At 64.4% G+C, this 14,207-nt stretch carries 16 protein-coding genes; 8 read left to right on the plus strand and 8 right to left on the minus strand.

What is annotated here, in order from left to right; translation table 11 throughout:
* Window positions 1–35: 35 nt before the first annotated feature.
* Window positions 36–434, minus strand: a complete 399-nt coding sequence (locus AOT87_RS02185; RefSeq protein ID WP_046252828.1) for a nuclear transport factor 2 family protein — start codon at window positions 432–434, stop codon at window positions 36–38.
* A 40-nt stretch (window positions 435–474) separates the two neighbouring features.
* Window positions 475–1,407, minus strand: a complete 933-nt coding sequence (gene coaA / locus AOT87_RS02190) for a type I pantothenate kinase (protein ID WP_030094690.1) — start codon at window positions 1,405–1,407, stop codon at window positions 475–477.
* Window positions 1,408–1,460: 53 nt separating this feature from the next.
* Here coaA and AOT87_RS02195 point away from each other — a divergent pair, with 53 nt between their 5' ends.
* The 6 genes from AOT87_RS02195 to AOT87_RS02220 all read left to right on the plus strand — a co-directional run bounded on the left by AOT87_RS02195 (window position 1,461) and on the right by AOT87_RS02220 (window position 9,974).
* Entirely contained in the window at window positions 1,461–2,669 is a 1,209-nt protein-coding gene (locus AOT87_RS02195; RefSeq protein WP_057967202.1) for a hypothetical protein, read from the plus strand.
* A gap of 21 nt (window positions 2,670–2,690) precedes the next feature.
* Window positions 2,691–4,148 carry a glycine hydroxymethyltransferase gene (locus AOT87_RS02200; protein WP_030094692.1) on the plus strand — a complete coding sequence of 486 codons (1,458 nt, stop codon included), beginning with the start codon at window positions 2,691–2,693 and terminating at the stop codon, window positions 4,146–4,148.
* Window positions 4,149–4,275: 127 nt separating this feature from the next.
* Window positions 4,276–5,082 (plus strand): acyl-ACP desaturase, encoded by an 807-nt coding sequence (locus tag AOT87_RS02205; RefSeq protein ID WP_057967201.1) that lies wholly within the window; start codon window positions 4,276–4,278, stop codon window positions 5,080–5,082.
* Window positions 5,083–5,369: 287 nt separating this feature from the next.
* The gene (locus tag AOT87_RS02210; RefSeq protein WP_196325608.1) at window positions 5,370–6,725 is read left to right on the plus strand and encodes a PhoH family protein; all 1,356 of its coding nucleotides are present in this window, start codon (window positions 5,370–5,372) and stop codon (window positions 6,723–6,725) included.
* 22 nt (window positions 6,726–6,747) lie between these two features.
* Window positions 6,748–7,614 carry a polysaccharide deacetylase family protein gene (locus tag AOT87_RS02215; RefSeq protein WP_030094695.1) on the plus strand — a complete coding sequence of 289 codons (867 nt, stop codon included), beginning with the start codon at window positions 6,748–6,750 and terminating at the stop codon, window positions 7,612–7,614.
* 2 nt (window positions 7,615–7,616) lie between these two features.
* Window positions 7,617–9,974 (plus strand): penicillin acylase family protein, encoded by a 2,358-nt coding sequence (locus tag AOT87_RS02220; protein WP_057967231.1) that lies wholly within the window; start codon window positions 7,617–7,619, stop codon window positions 9,972–9,974.
* A gap of 58 nt (window positions 9,975–10,032) precedes the next feature.
* Here AOT87_RS02220 and AOT87_RS02225 read toward each other — a convergent pair whose 3' ends face one another.
* The 6 genes from AOT87_RS02225 to AOT87_RS02250 form a co-directional block, all read right to left on the minus strand.
* Complete coding sequence (locus AOT87_RS02225; RefSeq protein ID WP_057969785.1) at window positions 10,033–10,242, minus strand: CsbD family protein; 210 nt, start codon at window positions 10,240–10,242, stop codon at window positions 10,033–10,035.
* Window positions 10,243–10,377: 135 nt separating this feature from the next.
* The gene (locus AOT87_RS02230) at window positions 10,378–10,932 is read right to left on the minus strand and encodes a hypothetical protein (RefSeq protein ID WP_057969786.1); all 555 of its coding nucleotides are present in this window, start codon (window positions 10,930–10,932) and stop codon (window positions 10,378–10,380) included.
* On the minus strand, window positions 10,929–11,702 hold the full coding sequence (locus AOT87_RS02235) for a hypothetical protein (protein WP_057969787.1): 774 nt from the start codon (window positions 11,700–11,702) through the stop codon (window positions 10,929–10,931). Before AOT87_RS02235 ends, AOT87_RS02230 begins: the two co-directional genes overlap by 4 nt.
* A 2-nt stretch (window positions 11,703–11,704) precedes the next feature.
* A complete protein-coding gene (locus AOT87_RS02240; protein ID WP_057969788.1) occupies window positions 11,705–11,887 on the minus strand; it encodes a DUF2273 domain-containing protein in 183 nt (60 codons plus the stop codon).
* Between the two features lie 247 nt (window positions 11,888–12,134).
* Window positions 12,135–12,428: a hypothetical protein gene (locus AOT87_RS02245; protein ID WP_057969789.1), complete on the minus strand. Its 294-nt coding sequence runs from the start codon at window positions 12,426–12,428 to the stop codon at window positions 12,135–12,137.
* Entirely contained in the window at window positions 12,425–12,892 is a 468-nt protein-coding gene (locus AOT87_RS02250; RefSeq protein ID WP_057969790.1) for an Asp23/Gls24 family envelope stress response protein, read from the minus strand. Before AOT87_RS02250 ends, AOT87_RS02245 begins: the two co-directional genes overlap by 4 nt.
* A gap of 149 nt (window positions 12,893–13,041) precedes the next feature.
* On the opposite strand from AOT87_RS02250, the gene AOT87_RS02255 reads away from it, so the two are divergent.
* Together AOT87_RS02255 and AOT87_RS02260 are read left to right on the plus strand one after the other, a co-directional pair.
* The gene (locus AOT87_RS02255; protein WP_078321612.1) at window positions 13,042–13,602 is read left to right on the plus strand and encodes a sigma-70 family RNA polymerase sigma factor; all 561 of its coding nucleotides are present in this window, start codon (window positions 13,042–13,044) and stop codon (window positions 13,600–13,602) included.
* 71 nt (window positions 13,603–13,673) lie between these two features.
* Window positions 13,674–14,192: a hypothetical protein gene (locus AOT87_RS02260; protein ID WP_057969791.1), complete on the plus strand. Its 519-nt coding sequence runs from the start codon at window positions 13,674–13,676 to the stop codon at window positions 14,190–14,192.
* The last annotated feature ends 15 nt before the right edge of the window (window positions 14,193–14,207 follow it).

Below are 14,207 nucleotides of genomic sequence, written 5' to 3' on the forward strand. Positions count from 1 at the left end.
CAACCTACTGGTTGGTCGTGAGCTGTGGGGTGAAATCAGCCTTGCGCTTGGGCTAACGCGGCGCGCATCTTCTCGTGCAGCAGATTGATGGCCTGCAGCGGACGGATCATGACCTTGAACTCCACGATCTTTCCGGCATCGTTGCAGGTGATGATGTCGATTCCGTTGATGTACTTGCCGTCCACGGTCGCCTCGAACTCGAGTGCCGCGGTGTTGCCGTCCAGGATTTCCTTGGTGTAGTGGAAGTTGTTCTCGGGTCCGGCAAGGGTGGCGAAGGCGGCCAACAAGTACATGGCGGTGATCTGCTTGCCCTGCTGTGGGGTGAAGACCACGGGGGAGTAGAAGGCCGCGTCCTCGGCCAGCAGGTCGTTGAGCGCTTCCGGATTCGCGCCGGAAATGATGCCGTGCCAGGTTTCAACCACGTCGTTGATCATGCCGCGAATATACCATTCGGTCTACTTCATGCAAGCCGATCTATAGCTTGCGCAGGCGCAGCCGGTTGATCGAGTGGTCGGCATCTTTGCGGAGCACCAGCGTCGCCCGTGGCCGGGTCGGCAGGATGTTCTCCAGCAGGTTCGGCAAGTTGATCGAGTGCCAAATCTCCTGTGCGGCAAGGGTTGCCTGCTTATCGGACAGCTTGGCGTAGTGATGGAAATGTGATGACGGATTTGCGAAGGACGTGGAGCGCATGGCCAGGAACCGGGAGATGTACCACTGTTCGATGTCTTCGATGCGGGCGTCCACATAGATCGAGAAATCGAACAGATCCGAGACCATCAGGGTGGGGCCGGTTTGTAGTACGTTCAAGCCTTCGAGAATCAGGATATCGGGTTGCTGCACAACGTGTTTCTCGTTCTTGATGATGTCGTACAGCAGGTGTGAGTACACGGGGGCGGTGACCTCATGGGCCCCCGATTTGACCTCGGTGACGAATCGCAGCAGCCCGCGTCTGTTGTAACTCTCGGGAAAACCTTTGCGGTGCATGATGTTCCGTCGGGACAGTTCGGCATTGGGGTAGAGGAATCCGTCGGTGGTCACCAGGTCCACGCGGGGATGGTGGTCCCATCGCGCCAGCAATGCCTGCAGCACGCGTGCCGTCGTCGACTTGCCGACCGCGACGCTGCCCGCGACGCCGATGACGAAGGGGACAAGACGGTCCGGGTGTTGGTCCCCCAGGAAGGTGGCGGTGGCGGCGAAGAGCCGCTGGCGGGCGGCCACCTGAAGGTGGATGAGGCGAGCCAGTGGCAGGTAGACCTCGGCGACCTCGGTCAGATCGATCTGCTCGCCCAGGCCACGCAGGCCGAAGAGCTCTTCCTCGGTGAGGACCAGCGGCGTGGACTTGCGCAGCGCGCGCCACTGTTTCCGGTCGAACTCCACGTAGGGGCTCGGCTCGCTCAGCCGCGGCATGGATGCAAGTCTGGCAGTAACCCTCCGTAAACGCGGCACTAGGGTTGTGTGACATGGGCGATAACGGCCGGTCGGAGAACAGCCTCGTCAACGAATACCTGCTGCTCGGGCTGCGATTTGACCGTATTGAGAGTGGATACGTCGACTCCTTCACCGGTGATCCGGCGCTGCGGCAGCGTGTCGAGAACGAGCCCATCCCCGATCCGGCAGACCTGGCCCGCCAGGCCGTGGCCCTGCAGGCCGAGCTGACCGCAAGTGACCTCGATGCCGCGCGCAAGGCCTTCATCGACACGCACTTGAAGGCGTTGGCCTGTGCCGGCCGCAAGTTCGCGGGCGAGAACATCGGATTTGTCGACGAAGTGCATGACTACTTCGATGTGCGCATCGCGAAGGGCGATGAAGAGCGCTACCAGGAAGCGCATGAGGCGCTGGAAAGTGTTCTGCCGGAGGGCGGTTCGCTGCTGGAACGGAAAACCGCCTATGACCGGTCCCAGGAAATCGACCCGAACCGGTTGCAGGAATGTGTGGACGCCTTCTCCAGTGCGCTGCGCGACCGAGTGCGCGCGGAGTTTCCGCTGCCCGACGCCGAGACGATCACCTACGAGATCGTCAGCGACAAACCCTGGTCGGGGTTCAACTATTACGAGGGCAACTACCGCTCGACGGTCGCCATCAACTCCGATCTCAAGCAATACCTGAATAACGTGCCCGCCCTGATCGCCCACGAGTCCTACCCCGGGCACCACACCGAGCACTGCCGCAAGGAGGCGGGTCTGGTGCACCTGGGGGACCAGCAGGAGCAGACCATCTTCCTGGTGAACACACCGCAGTGCCTGATGGCAGAGGGGCTCGCCGACCTTGCCCTGTACGCCGCCATCGGCGACGACTGGGGGTTGTGGGCGCAGGAGATCTACGCCGACCTCGGGCTGCGTTTCGACGGCGAACAGGCTCAGGCCGTCGGGCGGGCGCGGGCCGGACTGATCAACGTCCGCCAAGACGCGGCCCTGATGCTGCATGACGAGCACCGTGACGTCGAGGACGTCATCGCATTCCTGAAACGCTGGCTGCTGGTCTCCGACGAGCGTGCCCGGCACATGCTCAAATTCCTGTCCTCGCCGTTGTGGCGGGCGTACATCTCCACCTACGTCGAGGGCTATCAATTGTTGAAGGGGTGGCTGGACCGTCGCCCCCCGGAACAGTCCCTCACGACCCGCTTCGGGCGGCTGCTCGACGAGCCCCTGGTGGCGTCCACGCTGACATAGCCGCCGACTAGGCTGATGGCTATGACGACCTCAGCATCCAGTGATATCGCGCAGGGCGCGCAGTACGCCGAGACCGCCAGCGCCGCCTACCGATCGGCCCTGGAAGTCATCGCGACCATCGAGCCGCGGATCGCGGATGCGACCCGTAAAGAGCTTGCTGACCAACGCGATTCGCTCAAGCTGATCGCCAGCGAGAACTACGCCTCGCCGGCCGTGCTGCTGACAATGGGTACCTGGCTGTCCGACAAGTACGCCGAGGGCACCATCGGCCACCGCTTCTATGCCGGTTGCCAGAACATCGACACCGTCGAGGCGCTGGCGGCCGAGCACGCCCGCGAGCTGTTCGGGGCGCCGTACGCCTACGCGCAGCCGCACTCGGGTATCGATGCCAACCTCGTCGCCTACTGGGCGATCCTCGCGACACGCGTCGAGGCCCCCGCGCTGGCCGAAAAGGGGGTGCGCAACGTCAACGACCTCTCCGAGAGCGATTGGGAGGAGCTGCGCCACCAGTACGGCAATCAGCGCCTGATGGGTATGTCACTGGACACCGGAGGCCACCTGACCCACGGTTTCCGCCCCAACATCTCGGGCAAGATGTTCCATCAGCGCAGCTACGGCACCGATCCCGAAACCGGCCTGCTGGACTATGACGCACTGGCCGCGGCGGCACGCGAGTTCAAGCCGCTGGTGCTGGTGGGTGGCTACTCCGCCTACCCGCGCCGGGTGAACTTCGCCAAGCTGCGTGAGATCGCCGACGAGGTGGGCGCCACCCTGTTCGTCGATATGGCGCACTTCGCCGGCCTGGTCGCCGGAAAGGTCTTCACCGGCGACGAGGACCCGGTGCCGCACGCCCACATCACCACGACCACCACCCACAAGTCGCTGCGCGGACCCCGCGGCGGCCTGGTGCTGGCCACCGCCGAGTACTCCGATGCCGTCGACAAGGGCTGCCCGATGGTGCTGGGCGGACCGCTCTCGCACGTGATGGCCGCCAAGGCCGTCGCCCTGGCCGAGGCGCGCCAGCCCTCGTTCCAGGCGTACGCACAGCGCGTTGCCGACAACGCCAAGTCGCTGGCCGAGGGATTCCTAAAGCGGGGCGCACGCCTGGTCACCGGCGGAACCGACAACCATCTGGTGCTGCTCGACGTGCAGTCCTTCGGGCTTACCGGGCGGCAGGCCGAGTCGGCCCTGCTCGATGCCGGCGTGGTCACCAACCGCAACGCCATCCCGGCAGACCCCAATGGTGCCTGGTACACCAGCGGCATTCGGTTCGGCACTCCGGCGCTCACCAGCCGCGGTTTCGACGCCGACGAGTTCGACAAGGTCGCCGAGCTTGTGGTCGACGTACTGTCCAACACCGAAGCCGATGGCACCTCGAAGGCGAAGTACACCCTTGCCGATGGTGTCGCGGATCGCGTGAAGGCCGCGTCGGCCGAACTGCTGGCCGCCAACCCCCTATATCCGGGCCTCACTCTCTAGGGTCTTTGGTCACCACGAGCGGACGCTTAGTACCCGCCCTTACTGGGGTTTTGCGGTACTAAGTGTCTCCGCGCGAAGGGCCGCGCGGCGATTTCCCATTTCTTATTCGTCCGGTTACCGTTACCGCATGGCACAGAAACCTGTACCCAATGCGTTGACTCTTGAGCTGACGGATGTCGTCGCCGAGAACATCGATCGCCACCGCGACACCGCGGAGCTTTGGTACGCCCATGAGCACGTCCCCTACGACGAGGGCGAGAACTTCGCCTTCCTGGGCGGACGCGACTGGGAGCCCTCTGATGTCAAGTTGCCCAAGGCCGTCGTCGACGCCATCCAGATCCTGCTGATCACCAAGGACAACCTGGCGGGCTACCACCGCGAGATGGTCGAGCATTTCTCGCTGGAGATCATCCCGTGGGCCGACTTTATCGGTCGCTGGACCGCCGAGGAGAACCTGCACGCCATCGCGCTGCGCGAGTACCTCGTGGTGACCCGTAACGCCGACCCCAACGGCGACGAGGACACCCGGCTGGCTCACGTCATGAAGGGCTACCGGGCCGACACGTACAACCAGATCGAGACACTGGTGTTCAACGCGTTCTTCGAGCAGATGCACGCGGTATTCGTGAAGAACCTGGCCGCGCAGACCGACGACGCCGTGCTCAAGGGCCTGCTCGCGAACATCGAGAAGGACGAGCGTCGCCACGAGCAGATCTACAGCAACATCGTGCTCGAATGCCTGCGTCTGCACCCCGAGGACACCATTGCCGCCATCAAGGCGCGCGCTGCGGAACTGAAGGTCATCGGTGCCGATATCGACGGTTACGAGGACAAGGTCGCCTCGGTGGCCGACGCCGGAATCATCGACGAGGTCACCGTGCAGGACGTGGTCCGCGAACTCACCGACAAGTGGGGCGTCACCGAGCGGCTCTGATCTTTCGCCGAGTGTCGACCTGTCGCGGGGGACACTCGCGTTTTCTGTGTGACAACTCGACACTCGCGCGAAATGTGCGTTAACCCGGAGTTAGTCAACACGCTCGATTCGGTGCGCGGCATCTGCGCGTAGGTGCGAGTAGCGTCAAAAGCGATGGCTAGCGACATGCTTTGCTATCCGGGAGGTACTGATCGTGGCGAAAACGACAGGACCGGCCCCGGTCCTGATGTGGACGGTCTCACGAGGCGTCCACACACGGTACCGACCGCGTCCACGACAGATCGCGTGTGGTGCCGCACGGATGTCAGGAGCGCTCGGTGACTGCTTCAAAGAACCCTGGGACAATCCGTACCTATGTGCTCGACACCTCGGTGTTGTTGTCCGACCCTTGGGCCACAAACCGATTCGCCGAACACGAGGTAGTGATCCCGTTGGTGGTGATCAGCGAGCTGGAAGGCAAGCGTCACCATCACGAGTTGGGTTGGTTCGCCCGTACTGCGTTGCGGATGCTGGATGATCTGCGGTTGGAGTATGGCCGCCTTGATCAGTCCATTCCTGTAGGGACACAGGGTGGTTCGCTGCACGTCGAGCTGAACCACACCGACCCTTCGGTGCTGCCCGTGGGCTTCCGCACCGACTCCAACGACTCTCGGATTCTGGCGTGCGCACTCAACCTCGCCGCCGAGGGCAAGCTGGTTACGTTGGTGAGCAAGGACATCCCGCTGCGTGTCAAGGCCGGTGCGGTGGGCTTGGCCGCCGACGAGTACCGGGCCCAGGACGTGGTGAATTCGGGCTGGACAGGCATGACCGAACTGGACACCACTGCCGAGGTCATCGACTCGCTCTTCGAGTCAGGCGAGGCTGATCTGGAGGCGGCGCGAGATCTTCCGTGCCACACCGGAGTTCGGTTACTCGGCGGTACCTCGAGCGCTCTTGGCCGAGTCAACGCGGAGAAGCGGGTGCAGTTGGTGCGCGGTGACCGCGAGGTCTTCGGACTGCGTGGGCGCTCCGCGGAACAGCGTGTGGCACTGGACATCCTGCTCGATGAGTCGGTAGGCATCGTTTCCCTGGGTGGCAAGGCAGGCACCGGTAAGTCGGCGCTGGCGTTGTGCGCCGGACTGGAAGCGGTGCTGGAGCGCCGCAGTCACCGCAAGGTCGTGGTGTTCCGGCCGCTGTATGCGGTAGGCGGTCAGGAACTGGGCTATCTGCCGGGCAGTGAGAGCGAGAAGATGGGCCCGTGGGCGCAGGCCGTCTTCGACACCCTCGAAGGTCTGGCGTCGCCAGCAGTCATCGAAGAAGTGCTGTCGCGCGGCATGCTCGAGGTGCTCCCACTCACGCACATCCGCGGGCGGTCCCTGCACGACTCCTTTGTGATCGTCGACGAGGCGCAGTCCCTGGAGCGCAACGTGCTGCTGACGGTGCTGTCGCGGCTGGGCACCGGCTCGCGGGTGGTGCTCACCCACGATGTCGCACAGCGCGACAACCTGCGTGTCGGTCGTCACGACGGTGTCGCTGCGGTGATCGAGAAGCTCAAGGGCCATCCGCTGTTCGCGCACGTCACGCTGGTGCGCAGCGAGCGTTCGCCCATCGCCGCGCTGGTCACGGAGATGCTGGAGGAGTTCGGCCCCGGGCTCTCTTCCTGAACTGACGGTTACGCTGTGGGGCGTGCTATCCAAGCGTGATGTCTTTCGGTGGACGATGGTCGCGGCCGCTGTGGGAAGTTTGATCGCGGCCGCGATCGTCGTCACCGACAAGCAGCGCGCCCTCGCCGAGCCGGTGGACTGCCAACGTGAGAAGTGCGTCGCGCTGACATTCGACGACGGGCCCAGCCCGTTCACCGACCGGCTGCTGGATATCCTGCGAGCCAACGGCGCGCACTCGACCTTCTTCGAAATAGGCAACAAGGTTCAGCGCGATCCGGCGGGCGCCAAACGCGTGGTCGATGCCGGGATGGAACTCGGCAGCCACACCTGGGAACACCCGAACATGACGACGATCCCGCCGGAGGCGATCGCCAGCCAGCTGAGTAAGGCCAGCGATGCGATCGAAGCGGCCACGGGCAAGCGCCCCAAGCTGTTCCGAACCGCTGGCGGCCTGATCAACGACCAGGTGCTGGCCGAGGCCAAGAAACAGGGGCTGGCCGATATCAACTGGGATGTGATCCCGTTCGACTGGGCCAACGATTCGAACACCGACGCCACCCGAGCCATCCTGATGTCACAGATCAAGCCGGGATCTGTGGTGCTGTTCCACGACACTTACTCCAGCACAGTGGATCTGGTGGAGCAGTTCCTCCCGGTGCTCAGGGCCAACGGATACCACGCGGTCACCGTCACGAAGCTGCTCGGTCCGCGTGAACCCGGTAGCAGTTACGGCAGCCGCGATAACGGGCCACCTGTGAACCTGCTGAAAGATATTCCGGAGTCGGAGATTCCGCCGCTGCCGAACACTCCGTCGCCGCTGCCCGCGACGAACATCCCCATCACCGACCTGCCCAATCAGGGTGCGGGTGGACCGGCCGTCGGGCAGTAGTGGTGCGACTCGTCGCCTTGGTGTTGATCACGGCACTGCTTGTCGGGCCCGCCAGCGTCGTACTTCCCGCTCCTCAGCGCTACGTCGCGACGATCAGCCGAGACGAACGCGGTGTCCCGCATGTCAGCGCGGACGATTGGGGCTCATTGGGTTACGGCACCGGGTACGCGTTCGCAGAGGACCGTGCCTGCACTCTGATCGACCAGATCATCAAGGTCCGCGGCGAGCGCAGCAAGTGGCTGGGGCCCGGCGCCGGCAATCGGAACATCGATATGGACTTCGGTTACCGCCACCTGAAACTGTGGGAGAACGCCCCCAAACGCTGGGCCGATCAGCCGGTCAGAGTGCGTGAGCTCGTCGACGGGTACGTAGCCGGGTTCAACGAATCCCTGGCGCTCAACGGCGTGAACGGTGGCTGGTGCGACGGTGCCGGTTGGGTCGGCCCGATCACGTCGCAGGACTTGTACGCGCATTTCTCCGATGTCGTGATGACGGTGTCCAGCATCTCCATGATCACCGAAATCGGTAGGGCACAGCCGCCTTCAGGCACATCGGCGCCGCACCCGGGTGCGCTGCCCGCCCGGCCGAAGATGGGAAGTAACGGCTGGGCGTTGGGATCGGAACGCTCCAGCACCGGCGGCGGCCTGTTATTGGCCAACCCGCATTACCCCTGGACGGGCGAGAACCGCCTCTGGGAGGCGCATCAGAGCATTCCCGGACAGCTCAACGTCTACGGCGTCGGATTGTCCGGAATGCCTTTGGTGCAGCTCGGATTCACCGACGCGGTGGCGTGGACAGCGACCGTCGCCGCCGGGCGCCGCTTCGCGCTGTATCGCTACGACCTGGATGCCTCCGACCCCACCGCGTACTACGTGGACGGACGGCGCCAGGTGATGACGCCCGACCCCATCACCATCGAAGTGGCGGGCGAACAGGGCATCTCGCCGATGAGCCGCACCCTCTACTCCACCAAGCACGGACCGGTGGCCGACGTGGACACCGTGGGCTGGACACGGGCGCAGGCCATCGCGATGGCCGACGCCAACGCCGACACCAACACCACGCTGACCCAGTATCTGGGCATGGCCACCGCGAAATCAATGGATGATTTCCAGGATGTTTTCCGGGCCAATCGCGGTGTGCCATGGATGAATACCGTATCGACGAGCGCCGACGGACGTGCCTGGATCGTCGACAGCTCCGCCACCCCCAATCTGTCCAGGGAGGCGCTCGCTGCGTGGGCCGTGGATCGCGAAAAGCCGGGCCTGATCAGGGATGCGTATCGCTCCGCGGGCATGGTGGTGCTCAATGGCTCCCGATCACTCTTCGACTGGGCCGACGATGACAACGCCGCGGCGTCCGGGCTCATCGGGTACGACCACATGCCCCAGCTCGAGCGGCGGGACTACGTCTTCAACGCCAATGACAGTATGTGGCTTGCTCATCCGGATCAGCTGCTCACCGGCTATCAGCCACAGCAGGGTGGCGAGGGGTGGATGCTGACGCCCCGCACCAAGACCAACGCGCGACTCCTCGCCGAGAACAGCGGTAAGTGGACGATCGACGATGTGGGCGCCGCGTTGTTCTCCGACCGCGCGATCCTCGCCGACCAGCTGCGTATACCGCTGGTACGGGCATGCACGGCGACCAAGGTCGTCGACGGTGTGGACCTGGCCCCGGCATGCTCGGCGCTGGCCGCCTGGGACGGCAGATTCACCAAGACCGCCCGCGGTGCCGCCGTGTTCCGCGAATGGCTCTCCCGCTTTACCCCCGAGGAGCGAAAGGACCGCGGCAGGCTTTTCGCCGACGGATTCAACCCTGCCAATCCTATTGGCTCGCCCTCGGTTCCGGTCACCGACGTCGGGCCGTGGCTCACCGAACTGGCGGCCGCCGTGCGGCTGCTGCAGCGCGCCGGCATTCCGGTCGATGCGCCCTTGGGGGACCTGCAACGCGAGGTGCACACCGGACGGCTGCTGCCGATCGGCGGCGGAACCGATATCGAAGGCGCCGCCAACATCGTGGACTGCTGCTCCTGGGGCACCAGCTCCGAGCCGCAGCCCAGTCCCGGTGAACGCCTGGAACCCGGCACGGAGCTGCGCGCCATCCCGGGCCCGTCGGGGGTGCTCAACGGGTACCCCATCCAGGAGGGCGACAGCTTCATCATGGCGCTGCAATACGGTCCCGACGGGCCGGATGCGAAAGGCCTTCTGGTCTACGGCAACCCGGACGATTCCAGGAATCCCGCCTACTACGCAGGCGCCCAGGCATTCAGTGCCGAACAGCTGCGCCCATTGGCCTTCACCGACGCCGACGTCTCCAAGGATGCGGTGTCCACGGTCACGATATCGAGGCCGCGCTAACGGCGGCAGGACCGGCGGGGCGCGTGCGCACCATGCCGGTCCTGACACCGTGGCGTGATTACTTGCCGGTCAACTTGTCTTTGACCGCTTCGATGCCCTCTTTCACCTTGTCTGCGGCATCAGAGATCGCCTGCTTGGCAGAGGCAATTCCCTGATCCGCCTGCCCCTCGGCCTTAAGGTCATCGTTATCGGTGGCCGCTCCAAAGGCCTCCTTCGCGCGACCTTTCAAGTCTTCGGCCTTGTTTTTTGCGTCGTCAGTTATTCCCATGTTGTGGAACCCTTTCCGTTGGGCGGTGCTGGATCCTTATCTAATCCCGGGGGCAACCGCTCGATTCACGTTTGCTCCCAAGCTCTTTCATCCATCTGGTCCCGCATTGCTGCGGAAATGCGCGAGACACCGTGTTCATACGACCTGTGGGCGAATCTTGTCCGGGGATACGTTCTTGATCAAGAGCTGGAAGTCCAGGTCGGCGTTGGCCGCACGCCGAACATCGGCGCCGCATTGTCGGGCCAGGTGGCGGATCTCGGTGGTAGAGGTATGGGGCGAGACCCCGACGGTGACCCTCACCACTGGCCTGCCTTTCTCGCGAAAGGTCACTGCGCGGGCACTCTGTACGGCAGGGTGGCGCGTCAGATCATCCGCGGCCGTGTCGGCCAACCGGGAGAGGTCGACCTCTCCATCGGTGCTGCCGATACTGCGAACCGATGTGGGGCGCAGATGGACAAGCAACAACCAGAGGCCGACAAGGACGGCGGCGACTCCGGCTCCCGCGAGCACGCCCGACAACCACGGCCATTCGAGTGCGCGAGCCGGGGCCTGCGGGTCGACTGCTGCCGCCGCCTGGCGAGCCAGGCGGTTGTGAGTGCCGTAGCCGATCAGCCAGGCCGCGCTTGTCAACAAGACGACACCCAGCAGAGCCGTTAGCAGCCTGTCGATGAATTGCGTTGTGCGTGTCACTGATTGGTTCCGCCCTTCTCACGAAGCGAGCCGCGATGTTCGTCACACCATCGGTGAGCTGAAACATGGGGCACCAGGATTCCATCGCCCACCGCGACATGCGTGCGGCGTCGCGGTTTTACCGTGAGGACGAGCAGGCTCAACCCGGCGATCCCCGCCGCCACGGCTGCCGGCCAGGTCCACCACATCCAGTGCACGTGCTGCACCCATCGGGTCGCTTCGGCAGTCCATGCCGGACCGCCAATCCATCCGACACCGATCGCCGCGTCGCGCAACACGATTACGCCTATGGCAACCAGTGCAACGGCGATGAGGATGCTGGTGATGGTTGATCCGGCCACACGGTGCGGTCCGCGGTATCTACTGCTCACGTCTGGCGCGGTGCCACTCTCCTGCGGGTCCCCGGTTCCGGCGGCGTAGGCGTCGACTACTTCGGCCGGCGTGCGATTGCTCTCGATCCGTGCGATACGCACATCGACGCTGGCCGGTTCTTCGCCCAGCGATTCGTGCAGTTCCCGGGTCACCGCTGCACGGACCGCGCCGACAACGCGCGCACCGTCTGTGGGCCAGGTGGTCGCGAGCTTGACGCTCACCGTCGGGTGGGTGTCGTCGGCGATGGTGATCGATGGCAATGTCCGGCCGGGCGCCATGCTCCCGTGGCGAATCACCCCCGGCACCGACAGCACGGCATGCTCGATCAAACGATGGCGTACCCGCTCATGGACGCGGGTGATACCGCGTACCGGCACCACGTCGGTAGTGGTCACCATCGTCAGCTCCTGTCGCGGCGACCGAGCGCGGTGAGATCGATTGTGCCGTCGAGATGTGCGCCGATGGCGCCACCGGTCCCGGCCAACACCACGGCAAGGAGGAATCCGATAAGGCCACCGGTCACAACTGCGATCGCCAGCAGTAGACCCGCGAACAGGCCAATCACTGCGTAATTTCCATTCATTCTCGTCATCTCCTATCGAGATATCTGATGCGCTGTCTCCGGACGCGCCGCCGGCGAGCTGCGCTCGCAAGGGTCATCAACCGGCCACGCCAGGTCCGCTGTGCCCGAACCGCGGCGCGCCGCGGGGCCCGTTTGTCGGCCAGCGCCTGGAGCGCTGCAATGAGCGCCTCAGCCGATCCACCCGCATCAGGGTGATGCCTTCGCACGGCCTCGCGGCGGGCCCGCCGCTCAATATCGAGCACGGTGGTCACGCCTGCGCTTCGGCCACTGTTACGTCGTCGACCACCACGACAACCGGCACACCCGCAGCCTCGCTGGCGGCCCGGCGCACCCGGGCCGCCACGTCGAGTAGGCCGGTTCGGAGGTCGAGAACCACGTGAACCTCACCGCCCTCGGATCCCAGCCGTACACCGCGTACCGTCCGACCGGGCAGATGTGTGGCGGGGACTCCCAGCCCTCCGGTGTAGAGGCCAATGACGCCGTCGACGGCAGTCACCGCCGCGACCACACGATCGACCCGCTCGCTGGGCGCGTCCGTCACTGGACTCGGGGCTCTCCGGCGTCGGACGCGTCGTCATCGCTGTCGGCGAAATGCACGTCGTGCACCGTTACGTTGACCTCGGTGACCTCGAGCCCGGTCATGTTCTCGACAGAGGAGATGACGTTGCTGCGAATTCCCTCGGCCAGGTCGTGGATGGCGATCCCGTAGTCAGCGACGATCCCGATGTCGATGGCCGCCTGACGTTCGCCAACCTCGACGCTCACGCCCTGGGTCAAGCTGGGTGAACCTGGCAGCGTCTCGCGCAACTTGCCCACGACGCGGGCAGCTTGGCCTCCCAGGTCGTAGACGCCATCGACCTCGCGCGTCGCGATGCCAGCGATCTTGGAGACCACTACGTCGGCGATGGTGGTGACGCCGTGGTTCGCGACTTTCTCGACGGCATTACTGGACGTGTCTACCTGCTTCGACGAACGCACTTCGGGGGTTTGGGTTGCCGTGGTCATCAGCTTCTCCTTCGACTTGTCTCAGCTTCCGGACATTTCCGTCCGGCACAATGAGTTCGTCGGGCAACGGTGGGTTTTGCGCACGCCGATGAGATCCAACGCACATTTTTGTGCTCACGACGACAGGGGACACAGTGGTGCTGCCGCTCTTGGCGCGGGGCGAACTGCTGGCGTCGCTGTCGGACGAGATGCTTGCCCGCCGCGCTCAGCAAGGGGATTCTGAGGCATTCGATGTGCTGGTGGTCCGACATGGTCCGGCACTGTTGAGATTCGTTGCCCGCACGTATCCGGAGCAGGCCGAGTATGACGACATCGTCCAGGAGACCTTCATCGCCGCGTGGAAAGCGCTGCCGTCGTTTGCTTTCCGGTCACAGTTCCGCACCTGGTTGTACTCACTCGCCTCTCGGAAGACCGTTGACGCAATGCGGCGGCGCCGCCGCGATTTCGATATCGACGACGTGCCCGAAGTCGCAGATATCAGCGCTGGGCCCAGTGAACGAGCACTGGACGGTGATTTCCTTGCGGCCTTGAGCCGTGAGCTATCGCAGTTGCCCTATGCGGCGCGCGCGGCCTGGTGGCTTCGTGAGGTCTATGACTTACCGTTGGCCGAGATAGCGACTGTTCTTCGGACCACCGAGGGATCAGTCCGCGGCAACTTGCAGCGCACTCGCAAGCGGCTGGCGGAAACGCTGAAAGGCTTCCGCCCATGAGTGAACGCGGAAACTATGTTCCGTCCGCCAGCTGTACAGCTCCGGGCATATGGCGTAACACTGGAGAACTGATGGATGCGAGAACCGGGGACAACCATGATGCCGTCGTTGACGCCACGGCGTGGATCGCCGATGCCACCCGCCGATTGGCCGAACTCGACGGCGGAGCCGATGATCGTGTATCGCCCGCATCGTGGAATGAGGGTGAAACCGCCCTGGAGCAGCTGCGCGCCGCCGTCGCACACCGGATCGCCGCACTGCCACGCAGGGGCAAGCCGATCAGGACGGCCATCCCGGGGATCACCGTCAGTCATCTGGCGTTGACGAAAGCGCTGACGTCAAGCCTGGCCGAGCTCGCCGCCGAGGCCTCAGCGGCGATTGCTGCCGTGGACGTGAACGTAGACGGGCAGGCGGTGACGGCATTACGCATCAACCTGGTGGCCATCGGTACTGCCGATCGTGACCGTACCTACCTCGATGACGGTGACGCACTGAGGAAGCGAGCTGCCTCAGTGGTCAACGCCATCATCGGTATCGAGCCCACGAACATAACCGTCACCTGGGAGGACATCGTTCTGCCGTCGCACTAGGCACCCACGGCGACG

Origin of the sequence: Mycobacteroides sp. H003, from assembly GCF_001440135.1 — a bacterium.
Classification (GTDB): Bacteria; Actinomycetota; Actinomycetes; order Mycobacteriales; family Mycobacteriaceae; genus Mycobacterium; species Mycobacterium gwanakae.

Coding starts and splice junctions, on each gene's coding strand:
- AOT87_RS02185 (WP_046252828.1), bottom strand. CDS start 434: ATGATCAACGACGTGGTTGAAACCTGGCACGGCATCATTTCCGGCGCG.
- coaA (WP_030094690.1), bottom strand. CDS start 1,407: ATGCCGCGGCTGAGCGAGCCGAGCCCCTACGTGGAGTTCGACCGGAAA.
- AOT87_RS02195 (WP_057967202.1), top strand. CDS start 1,461: ATGGGCGATAACGGCCGGTCGGAGAACAGCCTCGTCAACGAATACCTG.
- AOT87_RS02200 (WP_030094692.1), top strand. CDS start 2,691: ATGACGACCTCAGCATCCAGTGATATCGCGCAGGGCGCGCAGTACGCC.
- AOT87_RS02205 (WP_057967201.1), top strand. CDS start 4,276: ATGGCACAGAAACCTGTACCCAATGCGTTGACTCTTGAGCTGACGGAT.
- AOT87_RS02225 (WP_057969785.1), bottom strand. CDS start 10,242: ATGGGAATAACTGACGACGCAAAAAACAAGGCCGAAGACTTGAAAGGT.
- AOT87_RS02235 (WP_057969787.1), bottom strand. CDS start 11,702: ATGGTGACCACTACCGACGTGGTGCCGGTACGCGGTATCACCCGCGTC.
- AOT87_RS02240 (WP_057969788.1), bottom strand. CDS start 11,887: ATGAATGGAAATTACGCAGTGATTGGCCTGTTCGCGGGTCTACTGCTG.
- AOT87_RS02250 (WP_057969790.1), bottom strand. CDS start 12,892: ATGACCACGGCAACCCAAACCCCCGAAGTGCGTTCGTCGAAGCAGGTA.
- AOT87_RS02260 (WP_057969791.1), top strand. CDS start 13,674: ATGGATGCGAGAACCGGGGACAACCATGATGCCGTCGTTGACGCCACG.